This is a genomic window from Bacillus sp. JZ34, assembly GCF_053903205.1.
This window is the reverse complement of record NZ_CP096403.1, coordinates 1,503,986-1,525,785: the sequence shown is the minus strand read 5'-3', so window position 1 is coordinate 1,525,785 and position 21,800 is coordinate 1,503,986. Positions and strand designations below refer to the sequence as shown.

The window sequence follows — 21,800 nt, the reverse complement described above, 5'->3', positions numbered from 1 at the left end:
AGCGTTGCCAAATTAGAAAAATCGGAGTGGTTAAAGATAATGATTAAATGAAGCAAGTTCAACAGGGGATTTTGTATATGCTTTAATTCATCTATGTACGAAAACGCTTATCATGAGCCCTCTCATATATCAATTCACAAGAGAAAAGCTGTTGTTTTTCTTGGTGGATTTCTGGAGAGTAAACGAGTAGATCACTCTATAATTGCCGATTGTTATTGATCAATAGGCCATAATTTATCTTTTTTCTTCTTATATAGAATCACTGTTTTAAATGAGAAGTGGTAAGGAGCAGCCAGGCGCCGCTATCATGTCGGCTTCAAATTTATTGTTTTCATGAAAAAAGAAACCAAGCCATTGCTTGATCTCTTTAGTTACTCTAATTTATTTATAAAAAAATTATGATGTATGTTGGACAAGTGTCCTCGCCATTGCAATTGAATATTCAGTAGCTTTTTCCGCACCAATCAATGTGGTCATAGAAGTGGTTCCTTCAAGGAGTAGTGTAAATTGGTAAGCTAAATCCTGCTCATTTGTTTTCCCTTTTCTCTGAGCTAATTTTTGAAAGTATTGAAGCAATTTGTGTTTATGTCCTCTCGCAATTTTCTCAATGTCATTATCGGTTCCTGCGTAATCTTCTATCGCTCTTAAAAACATATCTCCTTTATAAGAGTGTTCTTTTAACCAGCGACAATGGGCTTCAACAGCAAGGATAAAAGGAGAATCCGAATCCAATTCAACGTGCGAATCCAAATAAGACCAATAGCGTTCCTCACGCTGCCGAAGTACTTCTTCAACCAAATTGTCCTTGGAGGGGAAATGATTATAAAGCGTCATTGTGGCTACATTCGCTTCACTGATGATTTGTTTCAGTCCTACTCCGCGAAATCCGTGCTCATAAAATAATCGCTCAGCCACTTGAAGTAATTTATCTTTTTTTGCAGATCGACTCATTTAATCAACTTCTCCTTTAGTTAGATCGAACAACTTTTTATCTCCAGATTACCAATTGACTGCTTCTGTAGTCAAACACTTCATCGAATTGCATTAATTTTGGAATGGTATTCATTATGTGTACTTTTTCACAATAAAAATGGATGAATCATAGAGTCATTAAAAGAATTCCGGGCCCCTAAGGTTGATTACCTCAATCATGTTATGTTAAAAATAGAAAGGACGTTCTATATATTTTGATTCTTTAAAAAGGAGGGTTTTTTTTATAAAGGGAACATTATCAACTTATAAAATAGCTATATATCAGTTTGCTTACAGAAAATTTCAGCATAATACAAATTTTGGAAAGGTGATTTTTTGTGAAAAAAGTAACTAGTGTTTTCTGGATTTCTTTATTCATTTCTGTCATTTTTGTCATTTGGGGAGCATGGGCTCCTCAGAACCTTGCCCTCATTTCATCTAACATTCAGTCATTTTTAACTGACAAGTTTGGCTGGTTATACATTTTATCTGTATCTGTATTCCTTATTTATTCGATTTATTTAATATTTAGTCCATATGGAAGAATGAAGCTGGGGAAGCCAGATGACAAGCCTGAGTACAACCGTTTAACTTGGTTTGCTATGTTGTTTAGTGCCGGAATGGGAATTGGAATCATTTTTTGGGGAGCTGCAGAACCTCTCGTCCATTTTTCTGCTCCTCCCCGGGCAGAGCCTGAAACGGTGGAAGCTGCGACAAAAGCGCTAAGGTATTCTGTATTTCATTGGGGGCTTCATACATGGGGTATTTATACGATCATTGCTCTAGCTATTGCCTATTTCAAATTTAGAAGAGAAGTTCCTGGAGTGATCAGTTCCACGCTTCAACCGCTGTTGGGTAATAAAGTAAATGGAGTCATTGGTCAACTCATTGATATCATAGCTGTTTTTGCCACAATATTCGGCGTAGCGACTTCCCTTGGAATGGGTGCGTCCCAAATTGGCGGCGGTCTTGCATTTATTACAGACATTGAAAATACGATGACAACGAAGTTCATCATTATTATTATCGTGACTGTGCTATTTATGATATCCGCTTGGACCGGGATTAGCCGAGGCATTAAATATTTGAGTAACATCAACATTTTTTTAGCTGTTGTTTTGCTGTTATTAACAATTATAATTGGACCAACAGGCTATATTTTAGAGAAACTTTCATCAACGACTTTTTCGTACTTGAAGCATCTGCCCGAAGACAGCTTTGCGGTTGCCCCTTTTGATCCAGAGTATAAACAATGGATCAAAGATTGGACCGTGTTCTATTGGGCGTGGTTTATTGCATGGTCTCCATTTGTCGGCACATTCATCGCGAGGGTTTCTAAAGGCCGTACGATTCGAGAATTCGTTATAGGAGTCCTTTTTATCCCTACTTTGTTTTGTATTCTGTGGTTTGCTGTATTTGGAGGGGGAAGCCTGTTCCAAGAACTTGAAGGTATAAACACGGGTTTGACGGAATTAGCGAATGAGGAAGCTTTGTTTGGGATGTTCTCCTCGCTTCCGTTCGGTACCGCGGCTTCAGTCCTGGCGGTATTTGTCATCAGCACCTTTTTTATTACGTCAGCTGATTCAGCCACCTTCGTATTGGGGATGCAGTCTACTAACGGCAGTCTCAATCCCCCCAATATGGTAAAACTAGTCTGGGGTGTGATCCAAGCAGCTACAGCCTCTGTCCTTCTGGCTTCTGGAGGACTTGGAGCTTTGCAGACTGCATCGATTGTATCGGCATTCCCTTTCATATTTATTTTATTGATGATGATTGTTTCACTAAATAAAGCAATGAAGGAAGATTTCCATGAGCGTAACAATTAATGTAAAAAGAAGGGGTGTTCTGCATAAGCATCCCTTCTAACTACTTCATTTCCATGAAAACCGAAGATATCATCAAGCGCGAACTCCGTGGGACATTTCCGGGTAATTAAGTGAACTTGAGTGATTTTAAAATATATTATATTTTGCCTGGTCAAGGTTTTAAGTGTTCGCCGTTTTGATCTTTTGACCGTTTGACTTGTTTTGGAAAGACCGTATATTATATATAAAAATAAGCTTAAAAAACTCTTTTAAATGGAGTGTAATGACAATAAAAAAGGCATCAATTGCTCGATGACACACTTTGAGATAAACCTCTCTCGGTTAGTGAGGTGATTTCGCCGGCGCCGAAATTACGCTGAAGTGGTGATCCGCTTTGGAAGATCCTCTTGATGCGTCCCTACCCACTTATGGCCACCTCGCCGCCGGCCTCCTCAACGGGCGACTCGGACATGCCGCCAGAAGGTTGCTCATTGCCTGAAGGGATGCCCCCATAATAGTTGGAGTGTTAATCTTGAAGTTCCAGTCGAACTGAGTATGAGAACCGTTCATGAGACACATCTCTTTTTCTTTTATCTCCGTATAGTTTACAATGTCACTCATTGACGAGAATGCATAGAATCAATCACTCTTTTTTGCCGATTAACTTGATTTTTGAAAGGATTTGAATGCTATGTTAGATCAAACGGATATGCAGATCTTGGAGGAACTGTCTAAAAACAGCCGAATTACGATGAAAGAGCTGGGTGGAAAAGTCCATTTGACAGGACAAGCAGCTGCCGCCAGGGTCGCAAAATTAGAAGATAACGGAGTGATTGAGGGGTATACAATTAAAGTAAATGAAAAAAAGATGGGTTATACTGTTCACGCGATGCTCAATATCTATACCAAAAGTACACATCATCAATCCTATTTATCCTTTATCAAAACACAAGATGAATATGTCATCAACAATTATAAAATCAGCGGAGACGGCTGTTATCTCCTGGAATGCAAATTCCCATCCAATGAATCATTAGATCAGTTTTTGATCAACTTAAACAGACATGTTAATTATAAATTAACTGTCATTATTAATAAGCTCTAGTTCATCATTAAAAGTGACGATTCCTGTTTTTTGATAGGCCAAGATTGAAATCCGACTTTATTGAAGAAATCGCCTCACATTTAAAGTCCCTTGAATCGAAATCAAGGGCTTTTTGAAAATCTCCTAACCCGAGCATGATATTTCGTTTTCGTATATCATCTCTATTAATAGCTTTATTGTTTAAGTTTAAAACCGCTCACTTCTTTTTCGCTCAGGAAACGGATAAATTCTAGTAGTAAACGAAATTTCGCTCATCGAGGTTCTCTGGATCGGAGAACGCCATTGACACTATCCAGCTCAGGCACAGAGCTTAAAAAAACGAACACCCTGGACGGCAGAGAAAAAGAAGTCATCGCCGGCCCTTTCGGCCTTATTTGAAGAAATAGAAAGCAGAAAAAGCCGGATCGTTTTCCGGCTTCCGCTATTTCTTTTCAAAAAACAAGAAATCACTTTATGCTGCTAGATATAAACATTGAGGCATCTTGATTCATAAAAATACGATGGCCGTGATAGAATGTCTTCATTTCAGTTGATTTAAATCCAACATCGGATAATCTTTTTTTCAATTCTTCGTGCGAAAAACCGCTGTGAACTTTCGGATGTTGAATTTTATCGTTTTGGTCAAAATCAATAATCAAGAGCTTTCCGCCATTATTTAAAACACCGAACAATTCTTGTAAAATTTTATTCGTATTCGGAATATGAAGAAGGACTAGTGACATTAAAACGATGTCTGCCTTCAGTTCAGGAGTTTCTTGGATAAAATCTGAATAAAGCACTTTTGCGTTGGCGATTCCTTTGCGAGAAATTTTAGCTTTTGCCACCTCCAGCATTTGTTTTGATGAATCGACCAACAAAATAGAATGTACTAAATCTGATAATTCTAAACTAATGAGACCCGTACCGCTCCCATAGTCGATTAAAGATTTTGATTGACTATTTCTCAATTCCTGTCTTACTTCATTCACGATCACTTTTGCTAATTCAATTCTTTCTTCTGTATCATATCGGTTTGCCATCTGTTCAAAAACGTTATCTTCCATGTTCCACTCCCTATTTATTTTTAGAAATTTCACTGCAGACTGTGCTAACATCTTACATATTTCCGTTTGAAACCAAGGCGGCCTTTCTCAACATCCATTTGAATATTTTTGGAAGCGTTCAGGATACTGCTTTTTTTCTTGTCCCGCCGAAGTTCGACCGGGCCTACTGCTTTTGCGGTTTCAACCGCCTTTTCATGAAGCGGCAAATATGAAATCCCGACTGTGTAGATAAAGTTATTCATAGCCGATTTTGTTCGATCCGGAGAATCGTGAATCGCATGTTCCACCTGATCAAGCATACCGGCAATTTTGGTCACATTAAATTCATCGTCCGATCGATTACCTAAAAGCCAGCAGTAACAGCTCCAGCCTGCCGACATTCTGAGTTCTTCACCGCTTGAAATCCATTTATCTGCGACAGCCTGCGCAAAATCGGTTTCTGCCAAAGTTACGGCAACAACATAATCAGAAAGCATATAAAAATACGCCGCATCGATCCAGCGCTCGAAATCAGCTTCAGTCATTGTGATTGGGTCAGCAATAATGCCGGCAAAATACATGGCATCGTAGTTCCCGGTAGCGTAAAGCTGCTCCGCCAAAGGCTGATTTTTCTTGATTTTCTTTGCGAGTGGCTTCATTTTGCCTGTCGCCACACCAAAAAGCGGTTCGTGTGCACCATTCGTTATGTATCTTTTTTTCATATTTTCCGTACCCAGCGCTTCAAGTTCCTTCATAACCGTTTCAAGATCCATGCTTTCACTTCCTTCTTTAAATTAAATTCGTTTCTTTTATTCCATTATCATGCTCTTACACTTCATCTAATCATTACAAATCAACTTTATTTGTTTTAATGCCCTCCATAACCAGTACATCAGCATGAAAAGATCAGTTGCCATGTATGATCCTCATCTTTTTTAGCGGCTGGTTTGTTTCCTAAGTCTGATTAAAAACTACATTTCCTCTGCACTTCATTCATATCATTTATGTTTATTATATGAAACATTCTAAAAAGCAGAAAGGGGTCTATTTTTGACCGCCCTTCCTCTTCATGCGTCAAATTCGGATGCCACCGATATTTGCAAAAAGAAGACTCTTAAAAAAAGAGTCTCCTAACTTGATAAATAAAACGAGCCAAATCAGCTGATCACTACTTTTGTTTTTTCAGGTATGTTTTCATAAATCCATTTTGCATCTGGAATCGCAAGCCTGATGCATCCATGGGAAGCTTTTTTCCCTAATTTTTTTGCTTCTTTTTCAATGACTTTTTTATCTTTGTTGAATGGTACGCTATGAAATAAGAATTCACCATGATTTTTCCATGAAACCCAATACTCTGCACCTTCCTGATATTTTGGGGAGAAAAACCACTCACCTCGTTCAGGCTCTACATAATATGTACCCTTTGGTGTTGAATCATCCTCTGTTTGATCGAGACCTGACGAAATATTCATCGTATAGATTGTTTTACTTCCATCTTTTATGTAGGCCTCCTGTTTTTTTGTAGACACATCAATCCAGATGGAATCATTATTTTTAATGTCAGGGTATTTTCCGTCTGAAGGTTTTGTCCAGTCGATTTCTTTTTTCTCCGTTTTTGTTTTTACATTCTTCGATGTTTCTGTTGATGACGTATCAGCAGGCTGGTTTACTTTAGCGTTCACCTGCTCCATTTCAGCTTTTGACTTTGAACAAGCTGCCATTGTGCCAACCAGAGATACAGAAGCTACTATCAATAATCCAATTCGCCGTTTATGCTTCATAAGAAGTCTTTCCCCCTATATAAATCTTAAACATTACGATTTGGATTGTAGCTTAGTTCATCCTTTTTTGTCAAAGCACAAGGCCATTCAAAAAGCTCAGGCTTCATTCAAACTCGGAGCATCTTCATTTCCATGCTTCTCTAAAACTCGTTTTAATCCCAGCACTGCCGGCACTTCAGTCAATTGTTGTCGTGGTCATTTTTAAACGTTAGCTAAAATCTTTCTTTTTCCGCATCCTTATGATTGAAATTCCCTTTTTAGCAACGAAAATATAAGCTGGTCAGCAGGCTTTCCCTGAAATTCTCCGCTTTCTCGCAAACAGCCCTCATAAGAGAAACGAAGTCTCTGAGGTACAGCGAGGCTTCGTTTATTTTGGCTGATCATTTTTATTTCTAAGCGATTTAGCCCTCGCGTCTGAAAGGCAAAAGCAGCCAGCTGTTTTACAGCTTGTGTCACGAGTCCTCTTCCCTCAAAATCCGCACCTATATAGTAGCCAATAGAGGCTGTTTTGATTCTGTCATTGATTTGATATAAGCACACTTTCCCTGCCAAACGGCCTTTTTCAAAAATGCCGAGATGCAGCGAAGATCCGGATTCCGCTTCTTCTTGTGCAAACGTAATGAACCCTTGACTGTCTTTCACACTTTTTACCCCGTCAACCCAAGGAAGCCATTCTATCAAATGATTTCTGGATCGATCAATCAACTCAAACAGGCTCTCAGCATCTTCTGTCTTGAATTCTCTTAACATAACGGTCTCACTGACTTGTATGGTTTTCATATTGCCTCCGATTTATTTGGTTAACGCTGAAAGCGATATTTTCGCCCAGTGCATTCAGCAAACTTACCAAATGCTTTGCGGTCGGCGAAGACGCGTGCTGTGAAAAGATGGTATGGCTTGCCGGCAGTTCTACAGGGGTGGGGACGAGCCAGCATCCGTTTCGTGCAAGAATTGCTGAAAGATGCGCTACCGTATTGGCCGCTGAATTTCCGGCTGCCACCCCTATAACACCCGCCCATTTTCCCTGCAGATAATCCGGCCCGAGAAAATCAATCATATTTTTGGCAAAAGCAGAATAGCTTCCGCTGTATTCCGGAGACGCGATGACAATTGCATCCGCTTCCCGCACTTTTTCCCTCAACAAAGCCACCCCTTCCACATATGTATCCTCTTCATCGCGTCCGTCACAAAATTCAAGCGGCGTGATCCTGCCATCAAATATACTTGTGGTACAACCTCTGCGCTCTGCGGCCTTCAGGCATATCCTTAAAGCTTCTTCTGTTTTTGACGGATAGCGGAGACTTCCGAGAAGTCCCAGCACATTAGCGGACATGACATTCATCCTTTCTTTCATGACTTGGAATAGGAGACGGCACTTTTAATATCGGATGGCGTTTTGTTTCCATGTTTGCGGGGTCAAGGCTGATCTGATGCATATGCAGCCGGAGTTGATTTGCAGAGCTGTAATCATGAACGATCCAGCTGATTTGCGTCAGCAGCCATTCCAGATGGACAAGAGGGAGGTGATGTTCTGAAAAGGGAGCCGTTTGCGCTGCCTTCCATAAAGAATCAGTGACATCGGGAAAATATGCTGCCGCTAATAGCCGCTTCCTTAAATCTTCAAATTGAAGATAAGGACCAAGCAATGGACCTACTCTGGCAATACGTCCGTCGAAATAAAGCGGCAGCCAATGCAGCTGGTTTTCTTGGGCATCATCACTGAATCTTTGAAAAGAATCGCAATTGAAAAATCCGCTGAATACAATGTGAATCCCCTTTTGGTTTGTCGACGATATAAAAAATCCGGATTGTTCAAATTTCGCCTCAAGCTTTTTTGAAAAAGAATCGTCAGTAACCATATGAATAGAGGGAGATATGAATTCCTCTCTTTGAGAAATTTCATTCATGACATGGATCAGTTCTGTCTCTTCATCCGGCAATTGAATCGAAGCGCCAGGTTTTAAACGTCCCCAGTACATGTTAGAACGTTCATTCAGAAATCCTACTTTCATGATTTCTCCTTCTTCATTCATCAAATAGGCTTGTTGATCGGAACCTAGAAACGGAATCATATGATGAGGAAATATATAGTGTGTCATCAGATCACCCTTTTTTCTATCATCTTAAATAAAATTCGCTGTCAAAGCTGTGTTTCTCCATACCATTCTGTCGTCATTGATCTGACAGAAATACGTTGCCAATTGAAAGAAAATAAAGATGAGATCAAGCATGCATGCAATCTCAAAAATTTTTCAAAGAGGTGGAGAAAAATGAGCAAACAAGTTTCAGAAGCCAGCAAAACGTTATTGGAAGTTTTAGATGAAGGCAGAACATTTGCTGTAGATCCACACCATCATGCACTGGTTCACAATCCTTTCGTTTGGGAAGAAGAAAAAGACAACGAAGAAAATTAATAAAAGATAAAAAAAGCTGCCGTCAATTTGAAGTTGACGCAGCTTTTTTTTTATCTTTAGAACGGCTCTGCAGCAGAAAAGAACAGCGGCTTTAATATGATCCAGCGATTTTTCCCGTTTTGCTGATAGACAACCTGATTTTTATCAATCATTTTGGTTAACAATTTGGTAATGGTCGGCCTTGTTGAATTTACAGCGGATGCAAGCTCTTCATGTGTGATAGGCACTGCTATTAAATAATGCTCTTTTTTGATTTCCTTTCCAAAATGTCTTTTTAGAAATTGAAGAAAAAAATACAGCCTATGCTCTACATATTTTTCCCTGTGGATCGCTGCAAGCTCTTCTGACATAAATGTTTGTTTTCTCAATGCATGGAGTATATTCATTTGATTATCAATCGCTTCAAGAAATGTAATTTGCAGAAAGGACGTTTTTTTGATTTGCATTTCATATGAGGCATGGACAAAGTTATGAATTTGAATGGCCGAATTTCCGTCAAGGATATTCACCAAAACTTGACGTCCGTCAAGATGTGTTTCCCATATAAAAACAAGGCCTGATTGAACAATGTAAATCCGGCTGTTTTCCAAAGGAACGATTTGATTTCGCGCATAGGTTCTGACAGGGGCGGTCTCACATAAAAAAGGCAATGAAAAACACCTCTTTTTATAAAGGTCAATATCATCCCTCTTCATGATTAGCTGTGAGGAATGGGCTTCAAATTGATATGATGCTCGTCCAGCACATGTTCTGACCACCCTATGCGGTACGGCACTTCATACAGACGTTTAGGCGCAAGGTATGGAAAGGCTGCCGGTGCATTAGGCACAAGCCCGGGAGCGATCACTCGTGTTACTGTGAAACCGGCAGTTCTGACATCTTCAGTCGTCACATCTGCATAAAAACACTCGATTTGATGTTTTGCCAGAGCCTCTGCAATATCTGATGAAGTAAGAGACTGCTTTTCCGGAAGCATTCCCTTTTCTTCTGCATCAAAGATATGGCGAATATCCTGATGTGAGTCAGGATCTAAATAATACTGGCTATTATGCAAAAGATCAATCATATCATGGTAATCCGATTTAAATGACTGAACATATTTCCTGTCTTTTCGATAGGAATGCAGTGCAGCCTGATGCAGTATTCCTGTATGAACCGCGTCCCATAACGGGCTATCCGGATCCAGTAAATCCAATGATAAATGATAGGATTGAACCGTTTCTGCAGCAGCCTTCAGCAAGGCTTTTTTCGGATCGGGCCTGCTCGAAAAACCCATACATGCAATTTGACGAACAGGGTCATACAGCATCGCCCCAATGACTGGAATATTTATATCTGTTGTTAAAGGAAGAAAAGTATAGCGTATTTCACTTTCTTCTCTTGCTTCCAAACTGTTAAGAAGATCGGGATGATCATTTATGTCAATGGCATCAATCTGGCCCCTGCATCCCCACCAGATTGCGGTTGCGTCCCTCTCTATCAGTTCCAAAAGGCCTGATTTAAGTGCAAATTCCAAGGTCGGCCCGCTGGCAATGCCGGCATAATTCACAAAATGAACAGGCGGCTCATTGGCAAATATCCCTTCATAATAGTTAATATAAACAAGCGAGGCGGGCAGCAGCACCTCTTCTTTACATGTAAGAGAAAAACCTTGTACCCAATTCACTTTTAAATCCTTTGTAAACGGGATAAAAGGAAAACCTTTTTCAGCATACTGCCAAGTAGAATAAAGAGGAATCCGGTCAGGGTCCAGCAGCTTGTAGCCCTTTCTTTTCAACTCCTGATAGGAGCCTCGAATAAAGGGCCCTCCTTTATAATTTCCGGAATATCGCTCAATCGCTTCCCCGATTGCTGCATTCCTTGCTTGATCATTGGAAAAATGAGTGCCCCCCGCAATGCGATCTGACGGAATATTAGCAAGGATCCTTCCATTGGTGACTTGCGCTCTCCATGAGACGGCTTTCCTCGGTAAAACAGGTTCAATATCCACTTTTTGCAAACCATTAATAATACCGGTTCTTTTATCAATGAGCAGTTGGCCATCCAGGGGTAAACTCATATGAACACCTCTCTAACAATGAATTTTCTATTGGTATTTTGAGATGTGACAGCATGTGTTCAGAATGCCAAATCGTCTGTTCAGCAATTTGGGGTGAAGACTGAAGGTGTTGATCTCCATTTCGATTAAGGTGCCTGGCGTATTTCGGAAATGAACTGCTCGATATCGAAAGACGAATCCGGCGGCCATTTTTTATTTTGTGGCATCTCGGTTCCATCGATATCGTCACGTCTTGCGGTCTGATACCTCCTTTCTCATCGCCTGTTCTTATATGGCCATGTGTTAAATATACTGACGTTCCATCCGGATAAACTTCAGTTATCACAACAATAAAATCGGTTGAAGGAGCGGTAGAGCTGACCCATAATTTTACGGCCGGAGCACCGGACAAAATGATGTCACGAACAAAGGGGGTTGAGGTAAATACTAATACATCTGCCCTTTTTTCAATTTCATTTCTTTTAGAAGGATATTCTTGGGAAGGAACAGGCTGTAAAGGATCGTAAGTGTAAGAGGAACTTGTGTTTTCTCCCCCTGCCGGCATATCAGTCGACAACCGGCATTCGCGTAAATATAAAGTGAAATCCATTGTACCGGCTGGCGGCCATTCCTCTGGTGCTATCCATTGATCAGCTCCTGTCACATACAGCAGGATTTCAGGAAATGGATACAGCTTGTCAGACCATATACTCTCAAGCCATGCATGTTCAAGCGAGCCAAGAGGAATCACGGCATGTTTTTGATCATGTAAGATTTCAAAGGCTGGAATCCGGTTCACTTCATGGCTCCACGGGCCAATCACCAGCGCCTGACGCTTCTCTTTTTTTCTTAAGGTTTTAAAATTATGAATGGTGTGGGATACAAATGGATCGTACCATCCTCCAATATGTAAACAAGGCTGATGGACAGACTCCAAGTTTAACGATTCTTCATTGTGCTCATTCTCTAAAATCCGGCGCCAGTTGGCAAGCTGCATGGGAAAGACTGTTGGAATGTCAATCACCGGCAATGTGAAAACAGCGGAAGAATGCTTGTTCAATACGGCTGAAAACAGATGCTCTATATTTTCTCGTGAAGAACCGAATGAGGCATCCCACCAAAGCCGGTCGCCGAGATAAAAAACGCGATCAGAAGTGAATGCAGTTTTTTTCAGTCCCATTGCAGGCACGAGTGTAATTAAAGCTGACGGCGTTTGCCTGCCAATTTCCGATTGAGCAGCTAAAAAAGCTGTAAACGCTCCATAAGATTCACCCATTAATGCAATATGTCCGTTGCACCACGAAGCCCTCTTCAACGCTTTAAGCGTTGCTGCACCATCCTTTGCTTCTGCAGAATACGGTATCCATCTTCCGCCTGACTGATAGCGCCCTCTTACATCTTGCGCTACAAACGCGACACCTAATTCACACCACGCTTTAGCTGTCTCGGAAAATGCTGATTTGCCATAGGGAGTTCTCGTGAGTATAACTGGAAATGCACCGGTTTCAGCCGGTACATAAGCTTCTGCGCAAAGCATGGCTCCATCCTCTGCAGCCACCTCCCATCGAAAAGAAATCATTTTCGCCCTCCTTTCCATTTGTCATTCATCCAACAATCAAATCGAAATGGTTACGATTTGAAACTCATCATAATTTTTATTCCTTTATATGTCAAGAATTTTTATTTTTTCCATACTTGCCAACGTTGTAAAATGTTATTAAACTTATAAATAGTAACAATTACGATTTGAAAGGGGCATCCATATGAAGAAAGCCATTTTCTTGATTGCCATGTTCATCGTTATCCTTTCTTCCTGCTCAAGCCAGCCGGAGAACAGTGATACTAGCCATAACAAAGGCAGTCAAAAGAAAGAAATGTCGTATACAGATGACACGGGCCATAAAATTTCTTTCTCGAAAACACCTAAAAAGATTATTTGTTTAACAGAAATTTGCAGTGATACATTGCATGAATTAGGTTTGAAGCCTGAAGCTGTGCTCGAAGACGGACTTGTCAGCCAAGACGAATTTTATGGAAAAGACCATCAAATTCCATTAATCGGCGGCACGTTTTATGAACCTAACCTTCAGAACATTTATCAATATGAACCGGATTTGGTGATTGGGCTTGGCGGTGTTCATGATAATTTAAGAGACGGCCTGGGCGATAAAGCTCCTCTCTTCTTAGTCAATCCCAATCATTATCAAGACTCGCTTTCTTTCGTTGAAACATTTGGTTCGATGCTTGGTGAAGAAAAGAAAGCAAAACAGCTGACAAATGACTTTAAAAAGAAATTGGAGCAAGTTAAAAAGATGTCGCCGAAAAATAAAAAGGCTTTAGTTATGTACGGGTCTGATATTAACTTCGGCATTGATACACAAAGTTCCATTGTCGGTTCTATTTTAAATGAAATAACTGATTACCCGTGGAAAGTCAAAGGAAAGCAAGAAGGACACAATGCCGGTGGAACCAAATACTCGCTGGAAGAAATCTTAAAGGAAAATCCCGATGTCATCTTTGTCGAAACCTTCAATTTCGGAAATAATAAAGGCCCTTCATTATCAGAGCAGCTTGCTAATAACCGCATTTGGAAACGATTGAAAGCCGTGAAAAATGACAACGTCCATGAAGTCCGGACTTCGATTTGGGCAAATGGTCGGGGTGTCGGTTCGTTAACAATTATTCTCCGTGAAGCAATGGAACAATTATATCCAACGATTGATGTTGAAAAGGAATAAAATAAATGGGCGTGAAGCATAAACGATTATTGATTTTATATCTCGTCCTTGCTTTATCATGTATATACCTATTCTATCTTTCCCTTTCAGCAGGTTCTCCTTCCGCTTCTTTCAGCAGTGTGTTTCGCATATTGACAAAGGGCGGAGAGAGTGACCCGCTGCTTTACGTTTCCATCATGGAGATTCGGATGCCGCGGGCAATGATCGCCTTTTTCATAGGAATGATGTTCGCGCTGAGCGGAACTATCCTGCAGGATACTTTCCATAATGGTCTGGCTGGTCCTGAACTATTAGGTGTTAGTGCGGGCGCTTCACTCACAATGGCAGTGTTGACTGTTCTGCATTTGCCTGTAGCGTTTTATCTCCATCCGTTTATAAGCCTGGCTGGAGGACTGGCTGGAGGGATCGTTGTTATTTTATGCACGATGGGAAAAGCCAATAAACAAAATATGATTTTAATCGGCGCTGCAGTCAGTGCCTTTTTCCAAAGTTTAATCATTATCACCATCAGTATCGGCAGTCAAAATGATATCGGTTTGCTATTTTTTTATTTGATAGGCAGTCTTGCCAACAGAAATTGGGATCACGTGATAGAAATCGCCCCCTGGTTTCTTGTTTGTGTACCGGCGGCTTTGGCCATGGCAAAGCCGTTGAATGTTCTTAGACTCGGAGATGAAGCGGCCCAAGGCAGAGGCGTTTCAGTCGTGAAAATGCGTACTTTTCTTTTATTTCTCAGTGTTTCGCTTTCAGCCGCCGGCGTTGCCGTATGCGGCCCTGTTGGATACATAGCATTTATTGCGCCTCACTTAGCGAGACGCATAATGGGAACCAGCAATGCTTTTGTCATTTTACCGCTGTCAGGGTTGATCGGAAGCTGCACGTTAATGGGAACCGATTTGAGTGCAAGAATGTTGTTTTATCCGCAAGAACTGCCGGTCGGATTGTTTACCGTAATGTTTGGCGGTTTATTGCTCTTGTTCTTTTTAAATAAAAGGAGGAAGAGCACATGAACTCTAGAAACCGATTTGTCATGCTGCTTTTTTTGAACGTATTCTTTTTAATCGTGTTTTTTTCGCTTTCCATGATCCTGGAGAACAACGCATCCCCCCTGTCTGTCATTTCTGACATGATCAATGGAACTGCTCCTGCTTACCGGTATGAAGTGATCCAAGATCTGAAAATTCCGAGGGGATTAACTGCGATATTGGCAGGCGGAATGCTTGGGCTTGCAGGCGCTATGATTCAATCCTTATCGAGAAATCCATTGGCTGAACCGGGGCTGATAGGTGTTACAGCTGGCGGAGTTTGCGCTGCTGTTTTATGGATTACATTTGGTCCTGCTCATTTGCAGCTTTCATTTTTTCTGCCATTCTTTGCATGCTTCGGCGGAATTTTGGCGGCCTTTTTCGTTTATGTATTAAGCTCTTATACCAAGAAGATGTCGTCTGTCTTTTTGTTAAACGGCATTTTAATTTCAGCGGTATTGCAAGCTGTGACTTCATTTATTTTGCTAAGACACCAAGAAGCGCTTGGAAGCATTTTATTGTGGACAATCGGATCATTGAATGGAAGGGTTTGGACTCACTTGAATCTTTTATGGCCAATTGCTGTTCCTGCGCTCATTGCGGGATTGTTGACAGCGGGAATAGCAAATGCCTGGAGGCTGGGAACAGAATCTGCTGTGCTCCTGGGCCTTTCTTTAAAGAAAACAAACGCTCTTTTATTTTTCATCTCTGCCCTTTTAACAGCAGGAGCGGTTTCGATTGTTGGCGCAATTGGCTTTATCGGTTTAATCGGCCCTCACATTGCCAAACGGATCGTTGGCGAGGATGCGAGAAAAAGCTTTCCTATCAGTATGCTGCTATCTTCTCTTTTGCTGTTAACAGCCGATTTAATTGCACAGTATATATTTTCATTCTTGCCTTTTTCTTTCATCAGCCAAAACATCCAGCTTCCCGCAGGAGCCGTAACCGTCATTATGGGCGTGCCTTTTTTTCTTTATTTATTAAGAAAACAAACATGATAAAAGCGAGGTGCTATCAATCATACCATGGATGCCATTACGATCGAAAACCTGTCTGTATCAATCTCAAATAACAACATTATTCGCAATCTGTCTGTGAACATCCCCAACAATGAAATAACCGGGATACTTGGCACAAATGGTTCGGGGAAGTCCACCCTTCTCCAAACGATATCCAAATTGCTGAAACCCGATTCTGGACGAATTTCTATTCACGGAAAGCCGCTTACCAGCTATTCGGCAAAGCAGCTGGCACAGACTGTTTCCATGCTGCCTCAATCGTATGACAGCGACCTTGACATGACCGTTTATGAACTTGTAGAACAAGGAAGGTTTCCGCATGCGGGAGCGATTAAAATGCTCAAAAAACAGGACCATGAAGCAATTAAATTAGCGCTCGAGCTGACGAAACTGGTGAATTATCAAGATCGCAAGCTGTCTCATTTGTCAGGGGGAGAAAGGCAGCGGGCATGGATAGCTCTTTCCATTGCTCAGGAGAGTCCTATTCTTTTATTGGATGAGCCTACCACTTTTCTTGACGTACAGCATCAACTCGCAGTATTGGATTTAATTCAGTCCTTAAATAAGCAACAAAGGAAGACGGTTGTCATGGTACTTCATGACATAAATCAGGCCATAAAATATTGTGACCAGATGATGATTATGAAGGACGGGCGGCTCTACACACAGGGGCGTCCTGAAAACGTGATAACAGAGAAAACTTTACATGATGTATTCGGTGTAGAAGCTCACTTTTTCAATGAGCCAGAGACTGACCGGCAAATCTGTTTCCCTTTCCGGTACATTTAAAAAGAAAAGGATGATCATCGTGGCAAACGCAGAAATCATTATTTTATCTGGATTCCTAGGTTCCGGAAAAACAACCTTGCTTCAAAAAATTCTAGAAAAAGAAAGAAGAACAGCAGCTGTTGTAATGAATGAAATGGGTCAAGTCTCCATCGATTCAGATTCGGTTCCCAGCGAAACACCTTTAAAGGAATTGCTAAATGGATGTGTGTGCTGCACACTGTCTGATCAGCTCGAAGTTCAATTATCCGAACTGTTAAATCAATATGATCCTGATGTCATTTATATTGAAACAACGGGGGTTGCCCATCCTGTTGAAGTGTTGGACGCCTGTTTATCTCCCCGTTTAGCTGAGAAAGTAAGAATTGGTTCTATCATTACTCTTTTGGACGCTGCCTGTTGGATGGAACGCAAAAAGTTAAAGATTCCTCTCCAAAAGCTGATTGTTGAGCAAGTAAAGCATGCAGATATGATCGTCATGAATAAGATTGACTGTATATCAAAGCAAAGCCAAAAGAGAATCGAAGAGGAATTACATCGTATAAATCCAGCGGGAAAGCTGATTCCGGCTGAATTCGCTGACATCGATATTCCAACCATGACGAATCTTAAAAAGAAAGAAAGAGCCGAACATGAGAAAGTACACGCTATTCAGCATCTTCATATGAAAACTTATGTTCATACTTTCTTACATCCGATCAGCGAGAGGCTATTTGAAGATTTCTTAAAAACAATGCCTGATACGATCTACCGTATTAAAGGCTATATCCGTTTTACAGGAAATCCGGATACACTGCTTTTTCAATACGCTTACGGCATGCCTTTGCAAACAAAATCAAGATTGAAGATGAACAATACACTCGTTTTTATTGGTGATGATTTAGATCATCATACACTGCAAAAGACACTGTGCAATCTAGAGAAAACCAGCTTGTTAGAAGCTGACTAGTCTCTTTGCGATAAAAAACCATGAGGAACAACAAAATAATAAAACGGTTTAAAGCATAAAAAGCTGAGATGACCGGGTGTATTGCTAAAACATACACCCGGTCATCTTTATGTATCCTTTTCTATTTACTGCCCTGAATGTGCAGGAATTCTTCAGGAAAGCGTTCAACTTCCCCTGCCTGCCCTGCGATCGAAAAGAGTTAAATCCTGTTTAATTTGAATCCCCTCCACTTTTTTTATCTGTTTTGCTTGGAACAGGATCAAAGCCTCCGGGATGAAGAGGATGGCATTTCAATAATCGTTTGATGAGCAAATAACTGCCTTTGATAAACCCAAACCTTTGAATAGCTTCAAGCCCATAGTTGGAGCATGTTGGATAAAATCTGCAAGTTGGCGGGAAAAGAGGTGATATCGCCTTTTGATAGAATCGAATGAATACGATCGCGGCCCGTTTCACGACCTATCATCCTCCCGAAGAAATTTTGCTATATCCTTTGCAAAATATGTAACAATTAGATCTGCACCGGCCCTCTTCATCGCAAGCATGCTTTCCAACACTGTATTTTTTTCATCTATCCAGCCGTTTTGCGATGCAGCTTTTATTTGGGCATATTCACCGCTTACTTGATATGAAACCAGCGGAATCTGGAGAGAATTTCGCATATCCCTGATGATGTCTAAATAAGGCAAACCAGGTTTAATGATCATAAAATCCGCTCCCTCTTCAATATCGGACTGAGCCTCACGAAAAGCCTCCAAACGGTTTGCCGGGTCCATCTGATAGGTGCGGCGGTCACCGAAAGCCGGCGAATTATCCGCGGCATCACGGAATGGTCCATAATAGCTTGAAGCATATTTAATACCGTACGACATGATCGGTATATCTTTATAACCCGATTCATCCAGCGCATGTCGTATATGCGTCACAAATCCGTCCATCATACTTGAGGGCGCCAGAATATCGGCACCTGCCTCCGCCTGAGATACGGCGACTTTTACATGTATATCTAAAGACATGTCATTATCGATCCTGCCGTTTACAGGTATGCCGCAATGGCCTTCTGTTTGATAGTGACATATACATGTGTCTGTAATGATGACCAAATCATAATCTAAAGCCTTGATTTGCCTAACCGCTCGTTGAACAATTCCATCTGACACATAAGCAGACGTTGCCAAATCATCTTTCCAACTTGGAATTCCGAAGAGAAGAATCGCTTTAATTCCGAGTATTCTTAACTCATGAATTTCCTCTTCTAATAAATCTAATGTCAGTTGATAAACGCCCGGCATGGAAGGTAATTCTGTTTTTAACCCCCTACCCTCTTGGACAAATAGAGGATATATGAAATCGTTAGCGGAAAGCCGATTTTCTCTTACCAAATCCCGGATACCCGGCGTTGAGCGCAGTCTGCGATGCCGTGAGAATGCGAATGATTGATTCAATGTTATTGCACCACTTTTCTACTTGAGTTATTTTTAAATCGTAATTGTTACGATTTATACTTTTAAGTATAGACAATCACATTTATAATTTCAATGTACTCTTCTTATCTTATTATATTTCTTTATTTTTAAAAGACAGCTTTATTTAATGACTTTTGACGAGGATACAGCCGAAACAAGCGGAGTAAATGTTCGGCTACTTTCACTTTATTCAGCATTCTAGTTGGAATGACAGTCGCTGTGATTATACCAACAATCGGAGTTTTGCTTGTATCGGCATTATTAGTGCTTCCAGCGGCATTTGCCATTCGGCTGTTCAAAGGCTTTACAGCTGTTTTTTCGGTTTCTATCATCATTGCTCTTTTAAGTATTCTCTCTGGTCTTACCTCTTCTTATAAGTGGGGTACACCTCCGGGAGCAACCATCACATTGCTGCTAGTCGTATTTTTAATAGCGGGATTTATGATACAGAAGGCCGCTTTGCTGGTTAAAAGAACTCGACATTAATGCACCTTGCTTCTTGATCTGATTATAATTCCGATTGATTAGTCTTCAAAAAGCCGCCAATCAAAACATAGCGGCTTTTTTGGGTCTGAAAACGAAATGTCACCGCCGGCCGCTGATGAAGACGTTTCGTTGACTCCCGTTTCTTCACACATGCCTTGCCTGATGGCCTCCTGCGATATTCGTAAGGGACGAGAAAATTCCAGCCGTTGACGTTTTCCAAAGAATGCCCTACAATGAGATCGTAACTTTAACTTTTCAGGAGGATTATTAAAAAATGACACACTCAATGAGACTGCGTTTCCCAACTTTGAACCAGTAATTAAATACGTTCAAAGGCTCTGTTTGTGTATGCAGAGTAAACGGGATCAGTCTGTCCTTTTTTAATAATCTTCAATTTGCATATAAAATTTGTAACTTGTAGAAAGGCGGATCGTTCTGCCTTTCTTTTTTGTTTAATCCTTTTTTCTAACGGCTGAGAAAGGCTTATTTGGTTATGGAAATACCGCGGATTCATCCTTAAAGGATGGCTCTTCCCTTTACTCTGAATCACAGGCAGACCGCCTGTGATTTTTTATGATGAGAGGAAGAGGAAACATGAAGAAAAAAAATCATAAGTACAGAGGAAAAAAGTTAAACCGCGGGGAATATCCGAATTTTTCCGGACAGCATTTGATGCATAGTAAAAAATTAATTGAAGAAATTGTGGATCGGGCAAATATTAGCATAGACGATACGGTTTTAGAGTTAGGAGCGGGAAAAGGTGCTTTGACAACTGTGCTAAGTCAAAAAGCCGGTAAGGTATTGGCAGTGGAAAACGATTCTAAATTCGTTGCTATACTCACACGTAAAACAGCACAGCATCCAAATACGAAAATTATTCATCAAGATATCATGAAGATTCATTTACCAAAAGAAAAGTTTGTGGTGGTCTCTAATATTCCCTATGCCATCACAACTCCCATCATGAAAATGCTCTTGAACAATCCTGCAAGCGGATTTCAAAAAGGGATCATCGTAATGGAAAAAGGGGCTGCTAAACGTTTCACATCAAAATTCATTAAAAATTCCTATGTTTTAGCTTGGAGAATGTGGTTTGATATTGGCATTGTCAGAGAAATATCGAAAGAGCATTTTTCTCCCCCTCCAAAAGTGGACTCGGCAATGGTCAGAATAACACGAAAAAAAGACGCGCCTCTATCACATAAACATTACATTGCGTTTCGGGGACTTGCCGAATATGCGCTAAAGGAGCCGCAAGCCCCTTTCTGTGTTGCTTTACGCGGAATTTTTACTCCACGTCAAATGAAACACTTAAGAAAAAGTCTAAAAATCAACAATGAAAAAACGGTTGGAACGCTCACCGAAAACCAATGGGCGGTTATTTTTAACACGATGACTCAATATGTGATGCACCACAAATGGCCAAGAGCAAATAAGCGAAAACCCGGAGAAATATAAAGAAAAAAAGCTGCTGACGTCTCGTCAGCAGCTTAAGCTTTTCTGGAGGGATTCAGATGTCCCTGTCAACATTCCTTTTGCCCGCTTACAGCTTTCCAGTTAAAAACTGCGCCTCGCCGAGGCCGAAACTCCAATCGGCATCTCCATTTTCTGTGATGGACACCATGACATCTTCAGGTGAAATGCCGCATTCCGCTTCAAGCTTTTCAGCAAGTAAAGCGTACAATTTCTCTTTTTGACTTTCTGTTCTTGTTTTACTGGTGATGCTGATCACAACCAGATCCTTTGATCTATTCAATCCCAAGCCTGTATCTTGGATAATAAGCTCATTCGCCGGATGCTGATGGACAATTTGATAGCGGTCTTTCTCTGGAACGTTAAACGCTTCTACCATCGCATCGTGTGCGGTATCTAATAATTTTTTTAATGCTTGTTCATCACGGCCTTCTATTAGATCGAAACGTAGTAATGGCATTTGTTTATCCCCTTTTTGATCATTTTAAATTTCGTTAGCAAAATAACAAGAAATGATGTCTGTTAACTTGATAAAAACATAACACATAACCAAAATATATTCAACAATTGATAATCTTTTCATCTGCTTTATCAGTATCGAAGATATAAGGTCTGTATTATTAAAAATTAGTTGACACCCGTTCTTTAGGAGATGAGTATGTACATAATAGTTCATCAAAACATGACAATAATATGATCAGAAAACACTTTTTTTGTCTTC

The 21,800-nt window shown here is 40.7% G+C and carries 23 protein-coding genes and 1 pseudogene; 11 read left to right on the top strand and 13 right to left on the bottom strand.

Going from position 1 to position 21,800, the window contains the following annotated elements; all coding sequences use genetic code 11:
- Positions 1–396: 396 nt before the first annotated feature.
- A complete protein-coding gene (locus M1D90_RS07680; RefSeq protein ID WP_023855301.1) occupies positions 397–951 on the bottom strand; it encodes a TetR/AcrR family transcriptional regulator in 555 nt (184 codons plus the stop codon).
- Positions 952–1,310: 359 nt separating this feature from the next.
- On the opposite strand from M1D90_RS07680, the gene M1D90_RS07675 reads away from it, so the two are divergent.
- Positions 1,311–2,798, top strand: coding sequence for a glycine betaine uptake BCCT transporter (locus tag M1D90_RS07675; RefSeq protein ID WP_026579230.1), 1,488 nt, complete (start codon positions 1,311–1,313; stop codon positions 2,796–2,798).
- A 670-nt stretch (positions 2,799–3,468) separates the two neighbouring features.
- Positions 3,469–3,882: an Lrp/AsnC family transcriptional regulator gene (locus M1D90_RS07670; protein WP_023855303.1), complete on the top strand. Its 414-nt coding sequence runs from the start codon at positions 3,469–3,471 to the stop codon at positions 3,880–3,882.
- Positions 3,883–4,328: 446 nt separating this feature from the next.
- Here M1D90_RS07670 and M1D90_RS07665 read toward each other — a convergent pair whose 3' ends face one another.
- From M1D90_RS07665 to M1D90_RS07640, 6 genes are all read right to left on the bottom strand, one after another.
- Positions 4,329–4,925 (bottom strand): class I SAM-dependent methyltransferase, encoded by a 597-nt coding sequence (locus M1D90_RS07665; RefSeq protein WP_456283303.1) that lies wholly within the window; start codon positions 4,923–4,925, stop codon positions 4,329–4,331.
- A 44-nt stretch (positions 4,926–4,969) separates the two neighbouring features.
- A complete protein-coding gene (locus tag M1D90_RS07660) occupies positions 4,970–5,677 on the bottom strand; it encodes a DNA alkylation repair protein (protein WP_023855306.1) in 708 nt (235 codons plus the stop codon).
- Between the two features lie 384 nt (positions 5,678–6,061).
- Positions 6,062–6,685: a L,D-transpeptidase gene (locus tag M1D90_RS07655; RefSeq protein WP_456283301.1), complete on the bottom strand. Its 624-nt coding sequence runs from the start codon at positions 6,683–6,685 to the stop codon at positions 6,062–6,064.
- Between the two features lie 237 nt (positions 6,686–6,922).
- Complete coding sequence (locus M1D90_RS07650) at positions 6,923–7,465, bottom strand: GNAT family N-acetyltransferase (protein ID WP_456283299.1); 543 nt, start codon at positions 7,463–7,465, stop codon at positions 6,923–6,925.
- A complete protein-coding gene (locus tag M1D90_RS07645) occupies positions 7,443–8,018 on the bottom strand; it encodes an NADPH-dependent FMN reductase (RefSeq protein ID WP_049936996.1) in 576 nt (191 codons plus the stop codon). Before M1D90_RS07645 ends, M1D90_RS07650 begins: the two co-directional genes overlap by 23 nt.
- Complete coding sequence (locus M1D90_RS07640) at positions 8,008–8,784, bottom strand: hypothetical protein (protein WP_023855310.1); 777 nt, start codon at positions 8,782–8,784, stop codon at positions 8,008–8,010. Before M1D90_RS07640 ends, M1D90_RS07645 begins: the two co-directional genes overlap by 11 nt.
- Positions 8,785–8,955: 171 nt before the next feature.
- On the opposite strand from M1D90_RS07640, the gene M1D90_RS07635 reads away from it, so the two are divergent.
- Positions 8,956–9,099 carry a hypothetical protein gene (locus tag M1D90_RS07635; RefSeq protein WP_161513139.1) on the top strand — a complete coding sequence of 48 codons (144 nt, stop codon included), beginning with the start codon at positions 8,956–8,958 and terminating at the stop codon, positions 9,097–9,099.
- Positions 9,100–9,155: 56 nt separating this feature from the next.
- Here the strand turns inward: M1D90_RS07635 and M1D90_RS07630 are convergent, their stop codons facing one another.
- From M1D90_RS07630 to M1D90_RS07620, 3 genes are read right to left on the bottom strand one after another with little or no spacing between them, the layout of a single operon-like run.
- Positions 9,156–9,749, bottom strand: coding sequence for a Crp/Fnr family transcriptional regulator (locus M1D90_RS07630; protein ID WP_023855312.1), 594 nt, complete (start codon positions 9,747–9,749; stop codon positions 9,156–9,158).
- 47 nt (positions 9,750–9,796) lie between these two features.
- Positions 9,797–11,158, bottom strand: a complete 1,362-nt coding sequence (locus tag M1D90_RS07625) for a YcaO-like family protein (RefSeq protein ID WP_023855313.1) — start codon at positions 11,156–11,158, stop codon at positions 9,797–9,799.
- Entirely contained in the window at positions 11,124–12,716 is a 1,593-nt protein-coding gene (locus M1D90_RS07620) for a CocE/NonD family hydrolase (protein ID WP_456283296.1), read from the bottom strand. Before M1D90_RS07620 ends, M1D90_RS07625 begins: the two co-directional genes overlap by 35 nt.
- 184 nt (positions 12,717–12,900) lie before the next feature.
- Between M1D90_RS07620 and M1D90_RS07615 the strand changes: the two genes are divergently transcribed.
- The 5 genes from M1D90_RS07615 to M1D90_RS07595 are packed head-to-tail and all read left to right on the top strand — an operon-like array spanning position 12,901 to position 17,654.
- Complete coding sequence (locus tag M1D90_RS07615) at positions 12,901–13,875, top strand: ABC transporter substrate-binding protein (RefSeq protein ID WP_051303762.1); 975 nt, start codon at positions 12,901–12,903, stop codon at positions 13,873–13,875.
- 5 nt (positions 13,876–13,880) lie between these two features.
- Positions 13,881–14,885, top strand: a complete 1,005-nt coding sequence (locus M1D90_RS07610) for a FecCD family ABC transporter permease (protein WP_023855316.1) — start codon at positions 13,881–13,883, stop codon at positions 14,883–14,885.
- Positions 14,882–15,898 (top strand): FecCD family ABC transporter permease, encoded by a 1,017-nt coding sequence (locus M1D90_RS07605; RefSeq protein WP_051303761.1) that lies wholly within the window; start codon positions 14,882–14,884, stop codon positions 15,896–15,898. The genes M1D90_RS07610 and M1D90_RS07605 overlap by 4 nt, the downstream gene beginning before the upstream one ends.
- 27 nt (positions 15,899–15,925) lie before the next feature.
- On the top strand, positions 15,926–16,708 hold the full coding sequence (locus M1D90_RS07600; RefSeq protein WP_023855318.1) for an ABC transporter ATP-binding protein: 783 nt from the start codon (positions 15,926–15,928) through the stop codon (positions 16,706–16,708).
- A 19-nt stretch (positions 16,709–16,727) separates the two neighbouring features.
- Complete coding sequence (locus tag M1D90_RS07595) at positions 16,728–17,654, top strand: CobW family GTP-binding protein (RefSeq protein WP_023855319.1); 927 nt, start codon at positions 16,728–16,730, stop codon at positions 17,652–17,654.
- A gap of 210 nt (positions 17,655–17,864) precedes the next feature.
- On the opposite strand, the gene yidD is transcribed toward M1D90_RS07595, so the two are convergent.
- Positions 17,865–18,110 carry a membrane protein insertion efficiency factor YidD gene (gene yidD / locus M1D90_RS07590; RefSeq protein WP_023855320.1) on the bottom strand — a complete coding sequence of 82 codons (246 nt, stop codon included), beginning with the start codon at positions 18,108–18,110 and terminating at the stop codon, positions 17,865–17,867.
- Positions 18,107–19,099: a porphobilinogen synthase gene (hemB, locus tag M1D90_RS07585; RefSeq protein ID WP_023855321.1), complete on the bottom strand. Its 993-nt coding sequence runs from the start codon at positions 19,097–19,099 to the stop codon at positions 18,107–18,109. Before hemB ends, yidD begins: the two co-directional genes overlap by 4 nt.
- A gap of 97 nt (positions 19,100–19,196) precedes the next feature.
- On the opposite strand from hemB, the pseudogene M1D90_RS07580 reads away from it, so the two are divergent.
- The 3 genes and pseudogenes from M1D90_RS07580 to erm form a co-directional block, all read left to right on the top strand.
- Positions 19,197–19,606, top strand: a pseudogene (locus M1D90_RS07580) (metal ABC transporter permease); the annotation flags it as partial.
- 274 nt (positions 19,607–19,880) lie between these two features.
- A complete protein-coding gene (locus M1D90_RS07575) occupies positions 19,881–19,925 on the top strand; it encodes an erythromycin resistance leader peptide (RefSeq protein WP_105980607.1) in 45 nt (14 codons plus the stop codon).
- 275 nt (positions 19,926–20,200) lie between these two features.
- Positions 20,201–21,064, top strand: a complete 864-nt coding sequence (gene erm / locus M1D90_RS07570; protein WP_023855325.1) for a 23S ribosomal RNA methyltransferase Erm — start codon at positions 20,201–20,203, stop codon at positions 21,062–21,064.
- A gap of 85 nt (positions 21,065–21,149) precedes the next feature.
- Here erm and M1D90_RS07565 read toward each other — a convergent pair whose 3' ends face one another.
- Positions 21,150–21,539, bottom strand: coding sequence for a tautomerase family protein (locus M1D90_RS07565; protein WP_003183782.1), 390 nt, complete (start codon positions 21,537–21,539; stop codon positions 21,150–21,152).
- Between the last annotated feature and the right edge of the window lie 261 nt (positions 21,540–21,800).